The 19,213-nt window shown below is 45.2% G+C and carries 15 protein-coding genes; 8 read left to right on the top strand and 7 right to left on the bottom strand.

Going from position 1 to position 19,213, the window contains the following annotated elements; translation table 11 throughout:
* The first annotated feature begins 78 nt into the window (after positions 1 to 78).
* The gene (locus M3N64_RS09000) at positions 79 to 2,370 is read left to right on the top strand and encodes a tetratricopeptide repeat protein (protein ID WP_249101370.1); all 2,292 of its coding nucleotides are present in this window, start codon (positions 79 to 81) and stop codon (positions 2,368 to 2,370) included.
* 386 nt (positions 2,371 to 2,756) lie between these two features.
* Here M3N64_RS09000 and M3N64_RS08995 read toward each other — a convergent pair whose 3' ends face one another.
* A complete protein-coding gene (locus tag M3N64_RS08995) occupies positions 2,757 to 3,362 on the bottom strand; it encodes a DedA family protein (protein ID WP_249101368.1) in 606 nt (201 codons plus the stop codon).
* A 324-nt stretch (positions 3,363 to 3,686) separates the two neighbouring features.
* On the opposite strand from M3N64_RS08995, the gene M3N64_RS08990 reads away from it, so the two are divergent.
* Positions 3,687 to 4,742: an agmatine deiminase family protein gene (locus M3N64_RS08990; RefSeq protein ID WP_249101364.1), complete on the top strand. Its 1,056-nt coding sequence runs from the start codon at positions 3,687 to 3,689 to the stop codon at positions 4,740 to 4,742.
* Positions 4,742 to 5,632 (top strand): N-carbamoylputrescine amidase, encoded by an 891-nt coding sequence (gene aguB / locus M3N64_RS08985; RefSeq protein ID WP_249101359.1) that lies wholly within the window; start codon positions 4,742 to 4,744, stop codon positions 5,630 to 5,632. Before M3N64_RS08990 ends, aguB begins: the two co-directional genes overlap by 1 nt.
* A 477-nt stretch (positions 5,633 to 6,109) precedes the next feature.
* Here aguB and M3N64_RS08980 read toward each other — a convergent pair whose 3' ends face one another.
* The 4 genes from M3N64_RS08980 to M3N64_RS08965 all read right to left on the bottom strand — a co-directional run bounded on the left by M3N64_RS08980 (position 6,110) and on the right by M3N64_RS08965 (position 9,924).
* Positions 6,110 to 6,718 (bottom strand): response regulator transcription factor, encoded by a 609-nt coding sequence (locus tag M3N64_RS08980; RefSeq protein ID WP_249101356.1) that lies wholly within the window; start codon positions 6,716 to 6,718, stop codon positions 6,110 to 6,112.
* Positions 6,687 to 8,240, bottom strand: coding sequence for a sensor histidine kinase (locus tag M3N64_RS08975; RefSeq protein ID WP_249101352.1), 1,554 nt, complete (start codon positions 8,238 to 8,240; stop codon positions 6,687 to 6,689). Before M3N64_RS08975 ends, M3N64_RS08980 begins: the two co-directional genes overlap by 32 nt.
* Before the next feature lie 556 nt (positions 8,241 to 8,796).
* Positions 8,797 to 9,750, bottom strand: a complete 954-nt coding sequence (locus M3N64_RS08970; RefSeq protein WP_249101349.1) for a polyprenyl synthetase family protein — start codon at positions 9,748 to 9,750, stop codon at positions 8,797 to 8,799.
* A 3-nt stretch (positions 9,751 to 9,753) separates the two neighbouring features.
* The gene (locus tag M3N64_RS08965; RefSeq protein ID WP_249101344.1) at positions 9,754 to 9,924 is read right to left on the bottom strand and encodes a hypothetical protein; all 171 of its coding nucleotides are present in this window, start codon (positions 9,922 to 9,924) and stop codon (positions 9,754 to 9,756) included.
* 288 nt (positions 9,925 to 10,212) lie between these two features.
* On the opposite strand from M3N64_RS08965, the gene M3N64_RS08960 reads away from it, so the two are divergent.
* The 5 genes from M3N64_RS08960 to murB all read left to right on the top strand — a co-directional run bounded on the left by M3N64_RS08960 (position 10,213) and on the right by murB (position 13,923).
* Positions 10,213 to 10,407 (top strand): hypothetical protein, encoded by a 195-nt coding sequence (locus tag M3N64_RS08960; RefSeq protein WP_249101341.1) that lies wholly within the window; start codon positions 10,213 to 10,215, stop codon positions 10,405 to 10,407.
* A 418-nt stretch (positions 10,408 to 10,825) separates the two neighbouring features.
* A complete protein-coding gene (locus M3N64_RS08955; protein ID WP_249101338.1) occupies positions 10,826 to 11,200 on the top strand; it encodes a response regulator transcription factor in 375 nt (124 codons plus the stop codon).
* Entirely contained in the window at positions 11,193 to 11,819 is a 627-nt protein-coding gene (locus tag M3N64_RS08950) for a chemotaxis protein CheC (RefSeq protein WP_249101334.1), read from the top strand. The genes M3N64_RS08955 and M3N64_RS08950 overlap by 8 nt, the downstream gene beginning before the upstream one ends.
* A complete protein-coding gene (locus tag M3N64_RS08945; protein ID WP_283163386.1) occupies positions 11,812 to 12,759 on the top strand; it encodes a GGDEF domain-containing protein in 948 nt (315 codons plus the stop codon). Before M3N64_RS08950 ends, M3N64_RS08945 begins: the two co-directional genes overlap by 8 nt.
* Before the next feature lie 243 nt (positions 12,760 to 13,002).
* Entirely contained in the window at positions 13,003 to 13,923 is a 921-nt protein-coding gene (gene murB, locus M3N64_RS08940) for a UDP-N-acetylmuramate dehydrogenase (protein WP_249101329.1), read from the top strand.
* Positions 13,924 to 14,000: 77 nt separating this feature from the next.
* Here the strand turns inward: murB and M3N64_RS08935 are convergent, their stop codons facing one another.
* Together M3N64_RS08935 and M3N64_RS08930 are read right to left on the bottom strand one after the other, a co-directional pair.
* Positions 14,001 to 14,516 (bottom strand): GNAT family N-acetyltransferase, encoded by a 516-nt coding sequence (locus tag M3N64_RS08935; RefSeq protein WP_249101326.1) that lies wholly within the window; start codon positions 14,514 to 14,516, stop codon positions 14,001 to 14,003.
* A 45-nt stretch (positions 14,517 to 14,561) separates the two neighbouring features.
* On the bottom strand, positions 14,562 to 18,200 hold the full coding sequence (locus tag M3N64_RS08930; RefSeq protein ID WP_249101323.1) for a GH92 family glycosyl hydrolase: 3,639 nt from the start codon (positions 18,198 to 18,200) through the stop codon (positions 14,562 to 14,564).
* Positions 18,201 to 19,213 lie beyond the last annotated feature (1,013 nt).

The following is a 19,213-nucleotide window of genomic DNA, read 5'->3' as shown; positions in this document are numbered from 1 at the left end:
CATGGTCGAACCATTCTGTTGCCGTTGTTTTTGAACGATTGGTAGATGCTAACTTTATTCGAAGAAGAGGAGACTTATATGGAAACTATTTCAGAACGCCCTATCCTGGCAGACTTGGAAACAGATGATGAATTGAATGTGTCGCTTATACTGCACGTGGCAGGTGAATACACGGGTCGAAGGCATAGGCGACATCGTGTGATTCATGTACAGCTCTATCAGAATCCGGAAGGTACGCTGCTTCATGGAATTAAGCAGCAGGAGAACGAACATTTTCTGAATGCGGATGGTGCAGTAGATTTTACCATGCCGCTGCGTCCGGAGAATATGTCTGTAAAGATTCCGTATACGGTGCTTCCGTCACTGAGTTATGGAGATTTGATCAGCATCAGCATCCATCTGGAAGATACAGCAGCGGGTGAGGTGCTGAGCGAGGAATCACTGGATTTGCTCACGATGAAAAGCGGCCGTCTGGATTACTTTTCTCATCAGCGGATGCGTGAGTATCTGCGCAGCGAACCGCGGGAATCCATTCAGCTTGCAAAAGCAGCTTTCTGGGTTAAGCAGAATGCAGAAAATATCAAAGTGGTGCGCATGGGGCTGGATATCATTCGCGAACGTGCGGATAAGGGGTCTTCTGATGCTATAAAAACACTAGCCGGACTTTACAAAAATCCGCGCATTGCAAAAGCTGATCAGAAAGATGCCGCGCAATGGCAAAAACGCCTGAATCAGCAAACATCCGAGAATTCCGAACAGAAGAAGCAGGGAGCAGCTGCAAAGAAACGGCCAGTAAAGATTACTGATGAAGCATCATTAAAAACATGTGAACAATTAGCTGAAAGCGGCGATCAGGAAGCGCAGTATCTGATTTATGCGTACAGTTGCACAAAAGAAGGATCGGACTATGACAGCAGTAAAGCATTCGCCTATTTAAAAGCTGCAGCAGCAGCGGGTGAGCAGAAGGCCGTTCGCACACTTGCCGAAGCGTACGAAAAAAATCTGATCTATATTTCCTCTGAAGATGTTCACGAGTACATCAGCATTTTAGATCAGGCCGCAGAGAAGAAGCAGGCGGATGCCGAATACATTTTGTTCAGAATCGCTTATACAGGAGAAAGTCTTGGGCACGAAGTACATGCGGATAAAAAGGATGCCTATTCGTGGCTTCTTGACTCTGCAGCGCACGGGGGCGCGCAGGCTGCCTATGACCTGTGGGATTATTTTGAACATGGCAATGAATTTTTAATGGATCAGGAAAGTGCGTTGAAATGGCTGGTTTTCGCTGCAGATCAGGGACTTCCAAAAGCGAAGACAAGGCTTGGCGATCTGTACATAGACGGTCACTATATCGAGAAAGATGATCAGAAAGGGATTGCACTGCTGAATGAAGCTGCTGCGCTGAATGAATGGGGCGCCCAGATGAAGCAGTTTCAGGGTTATTATGAAGGACGTTATAAAGATGTTCTGTGGGAGAAGGACCGCAGTAAGGCCTATGATTTACTGAAACGTTTCGCTCATTCAGGAAATCCGAAGGCATGCATCCAGATTATGGATAAGTATGAGCAAGGTAATGAACTGATGATGGAGCATCGGGAAGCTGCCAATTACTTACGTTCAGCGTCAGAAAATGGCGATGCAGAGGCGATGTATCGATATGCAAATATTCTCCTGGATGGTTATTACGTATCTGCAGATCCTGAACGTGCAAGACAGCTGATTGATGCGGCCGCGGCACTCGGTTATCCGGACGCTCAATTTGCGCTTTATCAGTTTTATCTTGACGGATTCAAGTCGCTGAAAAATAAACGGCCGAATAGAGAGCGTGCTTATCGATGGCTTTTCAAGGCCGCACAGACGCTCCCTTCTGCACAGTATGAAATCTGGAAGCTCAGCAAATCAGATGCATCCATGGATTTATCTATTGCAGGAAAAGAAGCCGCAGACTATCTCTTCCGCAGCGCGACGCAAAAATACGGCCCCGCGCTGTATCAGGTTGGTATGGCACTTGGCAATGGGGAAGGCGTTGAACCAAATCCGGAACGCGGTCTGCGCTTAATTGAAGAAGCGGCTGCCTGCCATCATCCTAAGGCCGTCTATGAATTGGCGCAGATTCGACTGAACGGTTCATTTGGCGGGCAGGAAACTGTTAAGGATGAAAAAGAAGGGATGCATCTCCTTCTTCTGTCGGCGGAACTTCACTATCCGGAAGCCTGCAAACAGGTTGGCGAATGGTACACCGAAGGAAAGCTTGACGGTGAATCCGAGTCATGGATCCGGCAAATTGTTCAGGTGGCTATTGACGCCGGAATTGAAGTGGGTGACCGGGCGTCTCAGCAGACGAAGCAGGAGGCCGCGGCAGCCAAGTAATTGGAGAAATTAATGAAGAAGAGCAGGTTTCCGCAATCAGGGAGCCTGTTTTTTTAATATAAGAAAGTAATATATTTTAAGGAACATAGTATAAGTGGTCCGAAAAAACGCCGCGTCCTGCGGCTTATTGGACACTAGGCCGTCCATGGCCGTCGCGACGGCGGCTTCACCCGTGTCAAAGGCCTGGTAAAGCCAGGTTTTCTAATGCATCAGGAAAGCATAGATTTTTTTAAGGATGATCGTATCATAATCGCCACGCCAAGCTCTTCCGCTTGTCTGAGAAGTTCCGTGGCAAGTGAGTTACCGCAGTGATAATGTAAACAAAAGGTATCGATCAACGATGACAGTCTAAGAAGGCGCATATGTCCCGCAAGTAACTGATGTCTCTATCTGCGCTTCCGCCTAATCAGATAAATGACCATGATCACTGCCGCAGCGATGATTATTACATAAATGATCTCTGCGTAAATCTCCATCCATTCAAGTATTCGGTTCCATGAATTTCCGAAATAAGCACCAAGCAGCACTAGGATGCTGTTCCAGATTAAAGTGCCGAGACATGTAAAAATCATAAAAAGAGAAAAACTCATTTTTGACATGCCGGCAGGAATTGAGATGAGGCTGCGGATTAAAGGGATAGTGCGGCAAAAAAAGACGGCTCGGTATCCGTATCGCTGAAACCAGTCTCCTGCTTTGGTCAGGTCGCCGGATTTAAGCCGCAGCATGCCGCCCCAGCGAGAGACGATGGACTCCAGACGATCTACACTGCATAGTCTTCCGATCGCATATAGGACGGCTGCTCCTGCCACTGATCCTGCTGTAGCAAAAAGAATGACCAGAGCAGGTGATAACTGTGTACGCGTTGTCATAAAACCGCCAAACGTGAGGATGACTTCTGACGGAATGGGAGGGAAAATGTTTTCTAAAAAGATCATGAGAAAAACACCGAAATATCCGTGTTGCTCCATGAATGAAATGATCCAGTTTTGCATGAGCGGGCCTCGCTTTCATGGGTTTGACCATGAAATGAATGGTCGGGGAGCATCACATGAATGATTAAAGCGGATTGGAGATAATAGAATAAGACAGGTAATTCTGGATTTTTCTATCCAAACCATTTTCCGGTTGCCGAATGGAGAGGGGCACGCAGAATTTCCTCCTTCATTCAGCAAAAGATGGGTCAAAAAGATTTACATCGGCGGTGAAGATTGGAAGCCTCCAAAGCTAAGAAAAGATTGACCTGCGCATGAAGCTTCTATATCATTTCTATGATAGCATAATTGACGAAATTTCATGATCACAGGATGAGGTGCCGCATGAATCCTAGAACATTAAATTATAAAATGCCCGCAGAATGGCAGCCCCATGAACGTACCTTTATCTCTTGGCCGGTTCGTGAATCGATGTGCCATATGGAGGATTATGATCGTGTATGCAAAGGCTATGCCGGATTCATTCAGGCAATCGCTGAGTTTGAACCGGTAACCGTGCTTATCAATCTGGATGAACCGTGTGATGTACACAAGCTGGTTAAGCCAGGCCATTATCCGGTTGAGATGCGCGTCATGCCTCACAATGATTCCTGGGTGCGAGACAACGGGCCGACTTTTGTGTCCGATCCGGAAGGACGGCTTGCGGGAATTAACTGGCGCTTCAATGCATGGGGCGGCAAATATCGCCCCTGGTATTTAGATGATGCACTTGCGCCGCAACTTCTTGAGGCTTTAGCTGTTCGCCGGTTTGATGCACCGCTCATTATGGAAGGCGGGTCTTTTCATACGGATGGTGAAGGGTCGCTGCTGACGACGGAGCAGTGCCTGCTCAATGCCAATCGGAATCCAGAGCTGAGTCGGACTCAGATTGAAGATCAGTTAAAAGCCTTCTTAAATGTAGATAAGGTGATCTGGCTGAAGCATGGACTCGCCGGTGATGAGACAGACGGACATGTGGATAATATCGCCTGTTTTGCGGCACCGGGCAAAGTGCTGATTCAGTGTTGTGATGATCCATCAGACGACAATTTTTTTGTCACAAAAGAAAATATTGCACAGCTTGAGAAGACAACTGATGCACACGGAAGAAAACTCAAAATCATCCGAGTGCCTCAGCCGCCGGCACGCTATGATCATGGTGGACGTCTGACGCTGAGTTATCTGAACTTCTATTTTGTAAACGGTGGGTTGATTTTGCCGGTATTTGGTGGAGGTGCAGCGGACACGGATGAGCAGGCGGCAGCAATCCTCGCTGAACAGTTTCCTGATCGCATGATTCGGCGTGTGGACGGGATGGCGATTATCAGTGAAGGCGGGAACGTTCATTGTACAACGCAGCAAATGCCGAAGATGACAAAGCAGGCGGAGGCGAACAATTAATGAGAAAAGTTAAAGTAGCAGCAACGCAAATGAGCTGTACCTGGAATCTGGATGAGAATCTTCACAAGGCAGAAGAGCTGGTGCGCCGGGCGGCAGCCAAAGGTGCGCAGATTATTCTGCTTCAGGAGCTGTTTGAGACACCCTATTTTTGCCAAAAAGAGAAGACGGAATACTATGCGCTCGCCAAACCGCTGAAAGAGAGCCGCGCGATCGAACGTTTTAAAACGATTGCAAGTGAACTTGGGGTTGTGCTCCCGCTCAGTTTTTACGAACGTAAAAATAATGCGTTGTACAATGCGCTTGCCGTGATTGACGCGGACGGAACAGTGCTTAGTACGTATCGGAAAAGTCACATACCGGATGGACCGGGTTATGAGGAAAAATTTTATTTTAATCCCGGAGATACCGGATTTAAGGTGTGGCACACGCGCTATGGAAAGATCGGCGCGGGAATTTGCTGGGATCAGTGGTTCCCGGAATCAGCGCGATGCATGGCACTGATGGGCGCTGAACTGCTTTTCTATCCGACAGCCATTGGCTCTGAGCCGTATGATGCTTCGATTGATTCCAAGGATCACTGGCAAGCCTGCATGCTTGGCCATGCAGCATCCAATTTAATGCCAGTCATTGCATCGAATCGGGTCGGAACGGAAACAGATGAGGATTCGCGAATTACATTTTATGGATCTTCGTTTATTGCAGGGCCACAGGGCAATAAAATCTGCGAAGCGGATCGAACGAGTGAGACGATACTTACGGCTGAATTTGACTTGGACCAGCTCCAGAAGCAGCGTTTTGAATGGGGCATTTTTCGTGATCGCAGGCCGGATTTATACGGGCTCATAGCGTCATATGATGGTGCACATACTGTCAGACAGGGGTTTAAGTAAGCATTCGTTTATACTATAAGAAAGTTTGAAAATCGGCGGATTATAGTATCAGTGCGACGGCATCTTTATCTTCGCCCGCGGCAAGCAAGCAATTGATGCGCCGATGCCAAACAAACAAACAGATCAAAGACTCCGGTAGAAAACTGTGAAAACACGCGATGACCGGTAAATCATACTGAATGACCGGTAAATAGCGCAGGAATGACCGGTAAATCATGCTGAATGGTCGGTAAATCGCAGTCAAACGGTATCCTGTGAAAGTACGTCCTGTATGTAACGCGGAAGCAACCGCATCGTGCGGAAGTAAGGACCGGGCTATGCCCGGTTTTTCTTATACTATAAGAAAGTATATAAAATTTAAGGAAAATAGTATAAGTGCGACGGCAGCTTCGCCCGTGTCAAAGGCTTGGCAAAGCCAAGTTTTCTAAAGGAAAAAGAAATTCTTGTATGTATCCTGCGGGGCTGGGTTGCTGTACTTTAAATGTTCAGCAATCCTTTTTTTATGGCGTTGACGACGGCACCAACACGCGAATCGGCGTCTAATTTCTGGATAATGGAGGAAATGTGGTATTCAACGGTTCGCTTACTGATTGCCAGTTCTTTACTGATCTCTCTGGTTGTTAAATCTTTTGCAATCAGCTTCAGTATATCCAGCTCACGTGTCGTTAAGGTTTCACTGTGAATTTCGGGGTGAAGGTTGGGGAATATCTTTTCTCCGTTGTAAACCTGGCGGATAACCGTTGCAAGTCTGGCATTTGATTCTTCCTTAGTTACATAGGCATCAGCTCCTGCTGATTTTGCCGCTTCAACATATTCATCGTATTGATAACCGGATAGCAATATGATTTTCAGTGCTGTATTGCTTTTTTTAAGCTGTTTTGTGATCTCTATTCCGCTTGTATTTTTCAGGCGTACATCCAGAACGAGAATATCAGGCGGATGCAATGCTAAATAACTTTCAAGCTGTACCGGATCTGTGAACGCCTCCAGTACATGAAAGCCCTGCTCTTTTTCAAGCAGCTCTTTCAGCCCCATGAGCATAAGCAGGTGGTCATCAACCAGGATGATATTGATTGTCACGGTCATCATTCCATTCTAGAGGCATTGTTATCGTGATCGTTGTACCGCAACCGGGTGAAGATTGTATGTCACAGATTCCGTGCAGGAGATCGATGGTTTTTTGAACAGTGAGCAGACCGATATGTCCTGTTGATGCGCGCAGTGTATGAGCAAGATCGAATCCTCTGCCCTGATCACTGGCTGTAAGATATAAATAGCGGTTGGCGCATTTAAGTGAAACTTTGACTACCGGCACTGAAGCGTGTTTGATCGAATTGTGCAGCAGCTCTTTAATAATACGGAATACAGCCAGTTCAACTTTCTTGGGGATAACGGTCATGCCAAGATCGCAACTTGCGTCAACGATGATGTTGTAGTTGGTCTGCAGGTTCTTTTTCAGGACCTGAATGCTCTGTTCCAAACCAAGATCCTCAACGACAAAAGGATGCAGTTCACGAGACTTCTCGCGAATTTCATAAATCGTGTTCAAGAACGATTCATGAATCTCCTGATAGGCTGCATCGTCAATTTTTCCTGCTCTGTGCAAATTGTCAATTCTATTCTCCAATAGTATAACATTTTGCAGGATGTCATCGTGCAGAAAAAGCGATAAATTTCGCCTGCTTTCGTCAATAGAATTCATAAGCAGTGCATTAAACTGTTCTTCTGAATACGATTGATTCTGTGTCTTTTCCAGTTCTTCGTCTAATTTGGCGCGAAATTCGGAACTGTCAAGCAGACTCAGTGCGTCTGAGCAGATTTCATGGATAAGCGTATATTCACTCTTGGCAAAGCGGGTGCCGTTTGTTTTCTGACCAAGAAAAATCCATCCTTTGACGCTGGCAGAATCAGAAAGAGGAAGAATGAGAATATTATATTGTTTTTGAATGCGCTCAGGCGACATATCGGCCATTTTCACTAAGAGGTTAAGCGCGGGTTGTTCATAGACAAAAATACCGGTCTGATGCAGTATTCTCGGTAGTCCTTTTTGTTTCCACACGAGAGCGGCACCTTTAACGTCCACTGTCTGTTCGATGAGCTGGATGATCAGGCGTGCACAGAATCTCAGATGCTTTCCATTAGAAATATGCTGCATGATCTGAAGCTTTTCTTTTTCGATCACCTGTGTTTTGTCAAAAAAACGACGATAGGAACGAACGCTGTAAAAACCGCCTAACAGATAAGCACAGATAATGATGGCAAGATACATAAGGTTTGCACGATAAAAATATTTTAAGTAATCCTGAAAGAAAAGAAAATACAGGAGGTTGGCGAATGCCAGGGTGAGTACAATGGCGATGAGCTTTGAAACTACTTGTTTCAATTTAAGCATGACGTCAATAATTTCATGCTGTGTCAGCATATAGGTCAGTGTGATCGGGAAAATAACAACACTTATGATGCTGTAATAAAAGGGTACCCGCTGGCCGGCATTGAAGAAAACATAAGGAATCAGGCTGAGAGAGAGAACCGGGAAAAAAGATAGAATGAAGGACCCGATTAACAGATAAAGCTGGTTTTTCACTTTGGCGGAATTCGATTTGAGCATGAGAAGAATCAAAGTAAAACAAAGGATGAGTACAAAAATGACAAGAAGAATGATTAGTGAACGGAAGAGTGCAGCAAAAGGATTGTCTAAATTCCGATATATCAAAAATGTAACTAGATAGGTGATTGTAACAAAAAATAAAATATAACGTAAGTAATCATTGATTTTTCTCAACAGGTTGGGTTTTGTGGTCCGTGGAAAATATAAAAAGAACTGAAAAAGGAATAAGGATGAACAAAGAGCAGACATGATTTCTATCGGACGGGCGATTGGAATATGCACACCTGAAGGAATGGCCGAAGTAATTGCGATTCCTGCAGTGAACATCAGAAAAAAATAGTGTTTGGTCACAACAGAAAATGGTTTATTCACCGCACAGTAAAAACCAGAACCTATAAAAAACGCACCAATGATAAGCATGAGAACAAGTTGGTCTAAATGAGGTTCAGGGTCAGCGTTCAAAAGTTCGAATTTTGTATGGCAAAGAAACGCATAGAAGTAGTAAGCATTTAAAATAAAGAAAAAAGAAAAAAAGAGATAAGAAATAGGTTTGAGTTTAATCGTTGTTCCCTCCAAGAAACTGGATAAAATCTGTGCAGGCATCTTTATGCATACTGGTTTTCTGATATTTTTTAATGAGCTGAATTGCTTTATTTAAATAAAACTCCGAAAGAATTGTGCAGTAGTTAACGGCTCCGGTTTGCTTTATGTACATTCGGATTTTTGAAACGGTTAGACCATTTTTAGAAAAATCTGTTGAGGTAAGCGCATCCAAAAACCATCTGTCTCCCTTTTTTTGACTTGCCTCAATTGCTTTTATTATCGGCAATGTTGCTTTTTTATCGTATAAATCGTTTTTCGTGTCATCAAAAAGATCCCGTGTATCATTGCCAATCTGTCCAGACCAACCTATATAATTCGCAATTTGAATCCAAAACGCATTGGTCTTCTTGGGAAGATGTTGCATAAGAAAGACCATTTTTGTCAAAGACACTGACTTCTGATTAATGTGTGCAAAATAATCTGCTTCCGTCAGTTTGTTATTTCTGTCAATGGTAAAATACAAATCAGTAAACTGCCCGTAGGCAGCTTTCTTCAACTGCTGAATAGCGACCGTAAGTGAATGATGCCCTCCTTGTTCATTGATTAGCGCCAGCCCGTTTGTCCAAAGTATATTAGATAAGTTGATGGCCTGAGGTACGGCGATGGATGATAAAATTTCTCCTTTAGAATCCTGATCTGCCAGATCATCCAATATATCGGTTGCCACTAAAAGTAATTCAACAGCTGCTGAGCACACGATCTGTGAAGTTTTGGACTCGTCGCGTTCATCAAAAAGACGTGCAACATAATAATAAAATTCTGCCCAGGTGAATTTTGATCCGTCATTAAAAATCTTCCCTTTGTTGTGTAAAAGGGAAGAAATTAGATTGGCTATCTCACTATTTTCTTCAACATGTGACAACCAATGATATAAATAATTCCTGATCTGCTCTCTGATATACGCCATTGTTTAAGCCCATTCAATCGGATCGTTCAGAGTAGCGGCTTCTTGGTTCATGTGTTTGACAAAAACGGGTGCGAGATCCGGATCCAGTTCAGCTCCTGCGAATGCCAGATCGGAAGCATTCACATGGGGTTGACTGACCAATTCCTGTACCAAAGTCCACAATTTTTCATTCATTAATTTTGCCTCCTTTGATCAAATATGCCACACATATAGTCAATTCGACTTTTGTCGCAAAGTTCCTTTGTCCTTTAAAAAATAAAATAAATTTTTTTGCATATAAATTGCGGGAAATACGGATTTCAAGATTCAAACAATTGTGTATAGTTAATGCATGGGGAGTAACAATATAGAAAAAATTGTGCGTGAATTATGAACAGACTGTGAAAAGCCGTGGCTGCTTTTGACATATCAATTGAATTGGCGGATTTCAAAGGGTAATGATAACAGGTGGGGGAATTACGTATGAATGCGTATGATCAGTATTCAGCAACCTATTTATCGGAACTTTACTTTGTGATTAAACGAAACATTGAAAACGGATTCTTATCCAGAGCGATGTATCAGGAACTGCAATTGATCAGGCAGGCGATGACAAAGAAGGGAATTGTGATTCTTGCTGATCGGCATAAGCATGAACTTCACAGAAAAATAAATTAATTAAGAATTAACTTTTTGCGGCGAGAGCATATGCCGCTCTTTTTTTGCTTGGAGAATGATAAAATAGCGATTTGCGATAATGTTCCATGAAACTTAACCAGCGAAAAAGTATTGGCCGTCCACTGTTTATTTTTCAATCTTGAATCCAGCGTTTCGTAGTCAGGAAGGGCAACGTTTTTAAGTAGAGCTAAAAAATATTCTTGGAATAATTATTTTCGTAAGCTTAACAATCTTTTATTCAGTTTGTCATTTAACTGTGTCTGATTCTTGTCATTTCCTTATTTCCTATTATAATGAGATTATAGATATTTATTTTTACAATTTTAAGGGTATAAATGCCTAGTTACATAGAATTATTTTCGCTTGTCAGCGATGGGGCAGTCCTTTTATAGGCAGCTATGAAGAAGAGGTGAGATTTTTGACAAAAGTACTGATTGTGGATGATTCCAGGTTTTCACAGAAGATTACCTATTCTCTTCTTAAAAAGTATGCAAAAGACACTGAATTTTTATTTGCCGGAGACGGTCAGGAAGGTTTGGATAATTATTTAGAGAATCGTCCCGATTTTTTGATCACCGATTTGCTGATGCCGAAACTGAGAGGACAGGATCTGATTGAAAAAGTGAAGCAAGCAGATCGTGAAGCTAAAGTTATTGTGCTTACCGCAGATGTCCAGAATCGAGTGCGCGAAGTCATCGAAAAAATGGGTGTTCTTTCTTTTATCAATAAGCCGCTTGATGAGCGAAAGGCAGAAGAGATTTGCGCCATCATGGGGACGGTTGGCCGTGAATAATAAAATAAGCAGAGAAGATATTCTCACAGAACTGTTTAATGTCGGTGTGGGCCAGGCGGCATCTACGCTTTCCGAGATTATCGACAAGCGTATCGGATTATCGATTCCGAGTGTACAGATTCTGGAAAGCAGCCTCGCAAAAATCGAACTGAATAAATACCTCAGAAATGTTGCTGAAGGAGCTGTTATGGTTTCTTCAATCTCTTTTGACAGCCAGCTGGAAGGAAAGGTCAGCTTGCTTTTTCCGGCGGATAAAATGCATCACTTTATTGATCTATGCCTTCATGAAACAAGGGAAGAACCTGAGAACAGTCTGGAGTTCAACGATATTGATTTTGATACGGTCAAGGAGATCGGCAATATAGTTGTCAATTCAATTATCGGTGAATTAAGCAACACCATTAATATTCCTATTGAGTACACTCTGCCTGAAATTAATGTATTGAATGATGTGAGTGCCGAACACTTTGTTAACCCGGAAGATTATCGGCTGGTGCTGATGATGTTCCTTGCTTTTGATATCGAGGGGACGGAAATTTCCGGAGCGATTGTGATTAATATGACGTTAAAATCTCTGGATGATATTCTGAACAAGATTGATAAATTATACAATGGATGATGAGAAAAAAATGGATTCTATGCTGTCTGGCATTCTCAACTGCATAAATGAGGGGATCGTGATGATCACTGAAGATCTCATGATCACCTACTGGAATCCTTTTATGGAGAAAATGACCGGGAGAAGGAGCGAAGAGGTGCTCGGCGCCAGAATCGACCATATTCTGCCTGAACTGGGGCGTCCGTTCTTCCACAGTGCGATCAGAGGACTTTCTGCCGGCGGCAATCCGGTCTTCTTTTCGGCTGCGATGCATCGAAATATGGTCAGTCCGGAACACCGGGTCAATCTGAAGATTAATCGCATTGCGACTAATGGACAAAACATTTTACTCCTCGAATTCATGGATGTCACGAATCAGTTTCAACGAATCAAGCAGCTTCAGACCTATGTCGGACAGCTGTCTCATCTGAATACTCAGTTGAAGCAGAAAGAAAAAGTGATCGAAAAACTTGCTTATTATGACAAACTGACCGGTGTGGCTAATCGTGCACTGTTTGATAAATTTGCCGATAAATACCTGAATGAGGCAAAGAAAACGGGTACGATGCTTGGACTGATGTTTATCGATGTCAACGAATTTAAACAGATTAATGATACATATGGCCATAATACAGGAGACAAAGTGATGACGCGTGTCGCCAGTCTGCTTACAGAATCAACACGCAAAAACGATATCGTCTGCAGATATGGTGGCGATGAATTTCTTGTCCTGCTTCCCGGAATTCATTCTCTTGATGATTATCAGCATATTGCTGAGCGCATTGAGGACAACAAGAAAAGGCATATTGTTCAGGATGGCTATGATCTTTGGCTGTCGCTGAGTATCGGTATCAGTTTTTACCCGGATGACGGTAATACGATCAGTGAGCTGATCGAAAAGGCTGATGAATATATGTATTATAATAAGCAGCAGTCACGCGAACAGCAAAATCAATTATAATACGAACGGGCGCTGGGGCGAATGCTTTCTATTCCGCCCTTTTTGTGTGGATGATGCCCGATCTCGCTGAACATCAGTGAGAGAGAACCGTGCATTCCGACGAACCGGTGAATGCCCCTGTAATCCTGGTTTTGCTGTGATTTAAATTGCTGTTAATTATGAAGGTTGACATACCCGCCCGGCAATGGCATAAATAATAAGGCAGGAATTTGGCGATAAAGCCGAGAGGGAATGGTTAGCACTATGGATAAAAAAGCAGTGTGCTCTGATTTGCTGGACATTGTTGCGAAAGAAGACCAGATCAAAATAGATGAGCCGTTGAGTGCCTACACGTTCACACATACGGGCGGGAAAGCGGATTTCTTTGTCACTCCTCGAACCTATGAGGAGGTGGGAGCAATTGTTGCTTATTCTCGGCAAAATGAGCTGCCTCTGACGATTCTCGGCCGAGGGTCAAATCTGATTGTCAGAGACGGGGGAATCCGCGGTATTGTGATTCACTGCGGCTGTTTGGATCAGATCAGATGCGAAGGAAACCGGATCATTGCGCAAAGCGGCGCGTCCATTATTGATGTTTCATATTTTGCATTAAAGCACGGCCTGACTGGTCTGGAATTTGCGTGTGGCATTCCAGGTTCTGTCGGCGGCGCTTTATATATGAACGCCGGTGCTTACGGAGGAGAGACCGCCGATGTGCTGTGCAGCGCAGTCGTTGTTAATACGGAAGGCACTATTATCAAATTGAGCGAAGATGATTTGAATATGGGTTATCGCCGCAGCGCGATTTCTCAAAAAGGCTATCTGGCATTGGAAGGGACATTTGCTCTTAAGAAGGGCGATTGCAGGGAAATAAAAAGTGAAATGGAACGGTTGACGAAACTGCGTGAATTAAAACAGCCCCTTGAGTATCCATCGTGCGGAAGTGTGTTTAAACGTCCGCCTGGTTATTTTGCCGGCAAGCTGATTCAGGACAGTGGACTCCAGGGGACGAGAGTCGGCGGCGTTGAAGTATCTACCAAGCACGCCGGTTTTATGGTCAACGTTGATCATGGTACTGCCTCGGATTATCTGAAACTGATCAGGCGGGTACAGGAAACAGTTAAGAAAAAGTTCAATGTTGATTTGGAGACCGAAGTGAAAATTATCGGTGAGGAACCAAAATAAGAAACAGCAGCAGGCGGTGGATCCTGCTGCTGTTTTTCTGATTGAAAACGGTTGCTGGAAAAATATTTTCTGAATGGTCATGACCGTCCCGTGATATGCTTGCCCATAATGACAAGATCACATGCGACGCCGTCAAGTTCGGCAACTTTCGGACAAATGCCCCATCTTTGGAATCCAAAGTGCTTGAACAGTCGCAGACTTGGCTGATTTTGCCCGAAAATAAATGCCATAATTGTTTTGATTCCCAAATCCGGGCAGCGGCTCAAGGCATATTGGATGAGAAAAGAACCGATTCCTTTTCTTTGATAGCGGGCATCGAGGTAAATACTGACCTCGACCGTTGTCTGGTAAGCAGGGCGGCCGTAAAAACTGCTTATACTCAGCCATCCGCAAACTTCTCCGTTGTATTCGGCAACCCAAAGCGGCCGACTTGGATCTGCCTGATGTGCGTGAAACCACGGCAGGCGGTCCTGAATGCTGACCGGCTCAGTGTCTGCTGTTACCATGCGTCCCGGTATTGTTGCATTGTAAATAGCGATGATTGTCTCAAGGTCTGCCGGATCAGCTTCCCGGACATGTATTGAATGATCCATAAACAACGCCTCCTTTTATATCTCATTGAGCATAATTATCAATTATTAATCGGATAGCAGATTCACCATGGCATGTGCATCTGCAGACAGGCTGCTGCGCACTTTCTCCGGAGCGATCGCTTTATAAATAAATGAATTAATGAGCTGAACATAGGATTGCATGTAATATATGGAAGTCGAGAGGTTTCCATCCATATAGGCAGTCTGCGCCTGCGTCAGCGCATGAGACAGCGATGCAGTCTCAGATTCGGTCAGATTCTTCAGTTCAAACTGATGAATGATTTCGCTACGGATCGCATTAAATCCAGATTCAATGCCCGAATACCCGAGCAGCTGCATTTCGCCGAGGGCAAGCGGATGGTCGCTGCTCGACTTCGTTACTTCCAGCTTGTAATAAGCATAAGCTTTTGGATTCTTAATGGAAAAGCCCCGCGTCATGCCTCGCCATTTAAAACTCTGATTGACTCGCGTATCAAGCAAGTCCCAGTTTGTGCCATCATTAGATCCCCAGACTGACCAGTTTTTCGGATCGCTTGTGTCTCTTCCTTCAGATGAAGTCAATGTATACAATTTGATCCGCCTTTTTTCCGCTTTGAAATGATAAATGATCGATGGGCGCTTTTGGTCAAATACGGTAGCGGTCTGTGCCTGATCATCAATCAGACGCTTTTGTGCCTGATCGCTGCTCGATTTCCTGATGGCTGCGTGCGTTGTCTGGTCATCCAGCGGTTTCGGGAACAGAGACGAACCGCTTGTCGACTGAGCGGTCATTGAATCGGGAAGCCCGGCGGATGATGTGCCCCAGCTGGAGGGTGCAGTGCCCATGTCAAAGACGAGCGTTCCTCCATTCTTCAGCATATCTGCCGAAAGTGTTACAGATCGAAGCGGTTGTCCGTTTAAAATCACGCCCTGAACGTATTTGTTCTGATCGCTGGCCTCAGGTGCACTGATCACGAGCTCTTTTCCGTTATCCAGTCGGATAATCATTCTTTTGAAATAAGGGGCGCTGATGACATAATCTGAACTGCCTTTCTGCAGCGGATAGATCCCGGCAGCGCCAAATAAATAATAACCGGAAAGCATAGATCCGGTATCGCTTCCTAAATAGCCCTGCCCGATCGCTCCTCCGGTGTAGAAACGATTAAGTAGCGTGCGTGTGATGCTTTGCGTCATCCAGGGAGCGGCCGCTGTCAGATACATGTATGGAAGCGACGGCGACGCCGGGCGGTCAAGTGCGAACTGTCCCAGCTTCCCGCTTAAGGCAAGCCGTGTATCAGCATCATCATCCGGTTTTGAATCCGGCTGCGCGTTCAAGTATGTATCAAGCTGGCGAATCAGCTGATCTTTGCCGCCAAACAGATTGATCAAGGCTTGTCCGTCTTGCGGTACATAGAAAGCGTAGGCCGAATCATCGGTCTGGTTAGTGCCTGATTTGCTGCCCGCCCATTTTCCGCTCGCCTGCCGCGCAGCGAAACGTCCCAGCGAGCGATTGAACAAGTGCAGATAATTCTGTGCGCGGCTTAAATAATAGCTGCTGTCATCGGCATATGTGGTATTTTCCGGATGCTTGTGTGCGAGATAGCCAGCGAATTTTCCAAGGGCGTAATCATTTGCCGCTTGCGTCAATGTCTGCCGGACGCTGTTTTTTACAGATGACGGTACATAGCTGTTCAAAGAATGGTCCTGCCCGTCTTCAGACGTTGAAGCGGCATGAAGCATTGCCTGATAAAGCGATGTTTCATGGACGCCGGGTACGCCTTTGATCACCGCATCCGCGAAGGCCGTACCGGCATCGCGGTCAAAGCCGCCGCCATTTTTGAAAGCAGTCAGAAATCCGTTAATCAGCTGTCCGGTTAAATGCGGCTCAAGCAGCGCATAAGCCGGCCAGACAGTCTGCATGCTGTATGCGAAGCGGCTGTTGACATAGACTTGTCCTTTTTTCACAGGTGCCCCCGTTTTTGTTGTCGTATTTGAGGTGGCGCCTGGCACACTTAAATCGGCATAACGATAGTCCGGATGTTTCCTGCTGCCGGTATTTTCCGAACCATCATTTGGCGATAAATACAGACGATAGAGATTTGAGTAAAGCGTTATCTGCTGACTGGCCTGTGCGCCCTCAATTGAAATTCGTTTCAGGCGCTGATTCCATGCCTTTTTTGCCTGTTTTTCAACATCTTTGATCGATGTTTTGTCGTCAATTTCCTGATCGAGGTTTTTCTCTGCCTGCTTGGTTCCGATCAGTGAAATACCCATACGTAATGTCACACTGCGGTGTTTCGAAGTGTCAAATCGAAAAAACGAAGTGACATGGTCACGGTCCTCTCCGGACAGTTGTTCAGCATCTGATACTGGTCGATCCACCTTTGCATAAAAGAACAGACGATTTACGGCACCGGTTGTTGTGTTTTTTATGTCAGAATAGCCTTCGAGTGACCGGTTTTCTGGATGGAGCGTCACATTGCCACGGTCATCCAGGTTGTCAAAAAGGATACTGCCCTGATTACCAGTAAAAGTAAAATGCATGATCGACGCATGACTGGTTGCCGAGAGCTCGGCGCGCATGCCATCGGTAAACTTCACTGCATAACGGTAAGGACTTGCGGACTCATCCGCACGTTTGAAAGCCTTGCTGCGCCCGACACGGCTTGCGCTCGGCGTTCCGCTGAATCCTGAGGGCATGATCTGAAGCGACTGTCTGCTGCCGTTCTGATCGTTTGCCGATTGGCTGAGTGAAAAGGATTGAATCTCAGGCAAATTATTCGGATCGTTGTTCTTACTGTATGGATAAATCTGTTCCTTCGCGCTGCTGTTCAGCGCCGGTGCCCAGTAACTGAATCCATTGGGTACACCAATTGCGGGTGTTGTATTCCCGCGGGCGAACGCTGTTCCCGATTGAGTGCCTCTGAGTATATTTACCTGATCGACCGCGGATTCTTTTGAAAGGTCTCCAGTGCTGGAAGCACCGATACGGATGTCATCAATGGCACCTTTAAAGGTAACGCCCGTTTTCGGCGCATGGTAGGCCAGGAGTATACGAACAATGGTTTTTCCTTTTGCCGCATTGCCAAGTTCAACTTTTTTTTGATTCCACTGATTCATCAGCAATGTCCCGGATTTCCCCTGTGCCTTCGGGTTTACCGTAATCCCATCCTGGTCTTTGGCATTCATCTGGCTGAGGTAGGTCCCGTCTGAGAAAGCCAGGTCAATGGATACATAGCTCGCGGCCTGGGCTTCAGAATCTTTCTTTGTCGGTTGCGGGGCAATCATATACGAAAGTTCAGTATTTTCGGCAACCGGAATATGTACGCGGAAGAGTTTGTTATAGGCATAGCCTTTTTTAGACCGGGCACTCGCTCCTGAGTATGTAAGCACGCGAGTACCGGACCATCCGGCATTTTTGGCAGCGTTGTACAGGCCATCCGGGCCATTAGACGTTAATGTTGTCATTGTGTGCCCGTTGCCGTTCAATGCTGTGATGCCGCTTGTCAGTGTTTTTTCGTTCTTTGTGCGTTCCGGAGTGCTTGTCCATGTCGGCTGCTGCTCACCTTTTTCAAAAGATGTAGTAAACAGGCTGCTGCTCTCTGCGGCCTTCACCGTGCCGGAAGCCTGACCGGGAAGATTGAAAATGATCATGCTCAGACAGACACAGAAAATAATGAGTTTAGTGGAAAATCTTGAAGCCATTGTGCTGCCCCTTTTCGTTGTACGCGTAAGAAAATATAAAGATTCAGCGGAATTCAGTGTCAGAAAAACGATCGACTGTCTCCCATCCAAGAGCCCCGGTTTCGCCAGAGGCTTGGCAAAGCCAAGTTTTCTAACAAGATAAGAAAGTATATCATGTTGACCCATATAAAAACCAATAAACCAGTGTCTTACCGATAATCAAAGCAAAGGTGCGCTGGCGCCTGCGGGATCAGCGAGCCAGGGAAAACCCCGCAGGAATTGGCCTGCCTGAGGAGGCTTCCGGATCGCCTGCGGCAAGCGAGCAGCTGAAGCGCCGATGCCAACAAAACAAACAGATCAAAGACTCCGGTAGAAAACTGTGAAAACACGCGATGACCGGTAAATGATGATTAGTGACCGGTAAATCATGCTGAATGGTCGGTAAATCGCAGTCAAACGGCATCCCGTGAAAGTACGTCCTGTGCACAACGTGGAAGCCACCGCATCCTGCGGAAGTAAGGAATGGACGCAGTCAGGTTTTTCCAAAATGTGAGGCGTTCCTGATCATTGTTTTCGCAGCTTATTCATTCGTCATGCCGGTCTCTTTGTTATTCTTAAATTTGGAAGATTCTCCAAAGGGAGCGGTCATTCTGTTTTCGATGACTCAGTTAATTATATCGGAACATGCATTAACGATAAAGGATGTCTTAATTTATACAATAAATATAAAATTTTTTTGCCAATCACGTCCGCAAAAGTGCGTCTGCATGCAACAGCGAAAGTTATCGTGTCCTGCGGAAGTAAAGGCCAGACTGTTAATATGTCCGTTTTTTCTGAAGAAAGTATAAGATTTTTTCCATATCAAATCAACAAAACAATGTCTAAGCGTCAAAGCGGAGACGCGCTGTCGCTTGCGGAGCGTTCCTGTTGATCGCGTGTCAGCGAGACCCAGCAGTTCCCAATGGCATGCAAAAAAATATGCGACGGAATGCCGGTCAGCATCTCATCGCACAACGAGTAAATGATGGTTTCCT

The sequence above is a fragment of the Sporolactobacillus mangiferae genome (assembly GCF_023336505.1).
In the GTDB taxonomy this organism is placed as follows: domain Bacteria; phylum Bacillota; class Bacilli; order Bacillales; family Sporolactobacillaceae; genus Sporolactobacillus; species Sporolactobacillus mangiferae.
This window is presented reverse-complemented; position numbering and strand designations above follow the sequence as displayed.

Excerpts from the sequence above, each read along its gene's own strand:
- M3N64_RS09000 (WP_249101370.1), top strand. The coding sequence starts at position 79 with ATGGAAACTATTTCAGAACGCCCTATCCTGGCAGACTTGGAAACAGAT.
- M3N64_RS08965 (WP_249101344.1), bottom strand. The coding sequence starts at position 9,924 with ATGAATGAAAAATTGTGGACTTTGGTACAGGAATTGGTCAGTCAACCC.
- murB (WP_249101329.1), top strand. The coding sequence starts at position 13,003 with ATGGATAAAAAAGCAGTGTGCTCTGATTTGCTGGACATTGTTGCGAAA.
- M3N64_RS08935 (WP_249101326.1), bottom strand. The coding sequence starts at position 14,516 with ATGGATCATTCAATACATGTCCGGGAAGCTGATCCGGCAGACCTTGAG.
- M3N64_RS08990 (WP_249101364.1), top strand. The coding sequence starts at position 3,687 with ATGAATCCTAGAACATTAAATTATAAAATGCCCGCAGAATGGCAGCCC.
- aguB (WP_249101359.1), top strand. The coding sequence starts at position 4,742 with ATGAGAAAAGTTAAAGTAGCAGCAACGCAAATGAGCTGTACCTGGAAT.
- M3N64_RS08980 (WP_249101356.1), bottom strand. The coding sequence starts at position 6,718 with ATGACCGTGACAATCAATATCATCCTGGTTGATGACCACCTGCTTATG.
- M3N64_RS08970 (WP_249101349.1), bottom strand. The coding sequence starts at position 9,750 with ATGGCGTATATCAGAGAGCAGATCAGGAATTATTTATATCATTGGTTG.
- M3N64_RS08995 (WP_249101368.1), bottom strand. The coding sequence starts at position 3,362 with ATGCAAAACTGGATCATTTCATTCATGGAGCAACACGGATATTTCGGT.
- M3N64_RS08945 (WP_283163386.1), top strand. The coding sequence starts at position 11,812 with ATGGATGATGAGAAAAAAATGGATTCTATGCTGTCTGGCATTCTCAAC.
- M3N64_RS08960 (WP_249101341.1), top strand. The coding sequence starts at position 10,213 with ATGAATGCGTATGATCAGTATTCAGCAACCTATTTATCGGAACTTTAC.
- M3N64_RS08975 (WP_249101352.1), bottom strand. The coding sequence starts at position 8,240 with ATGCTCAAATCGAATTCCGCCAAAGTGAAAAACCAGCTTTATCTGTTA.
- M3N64_RS08930 (WP_249101323.1), bottom strand. The coding sequence starts at position 18,200 with ATGGCTTCAAGATTTTCCACTAAACTCATTATTTTCTGTGTCTGTCTG.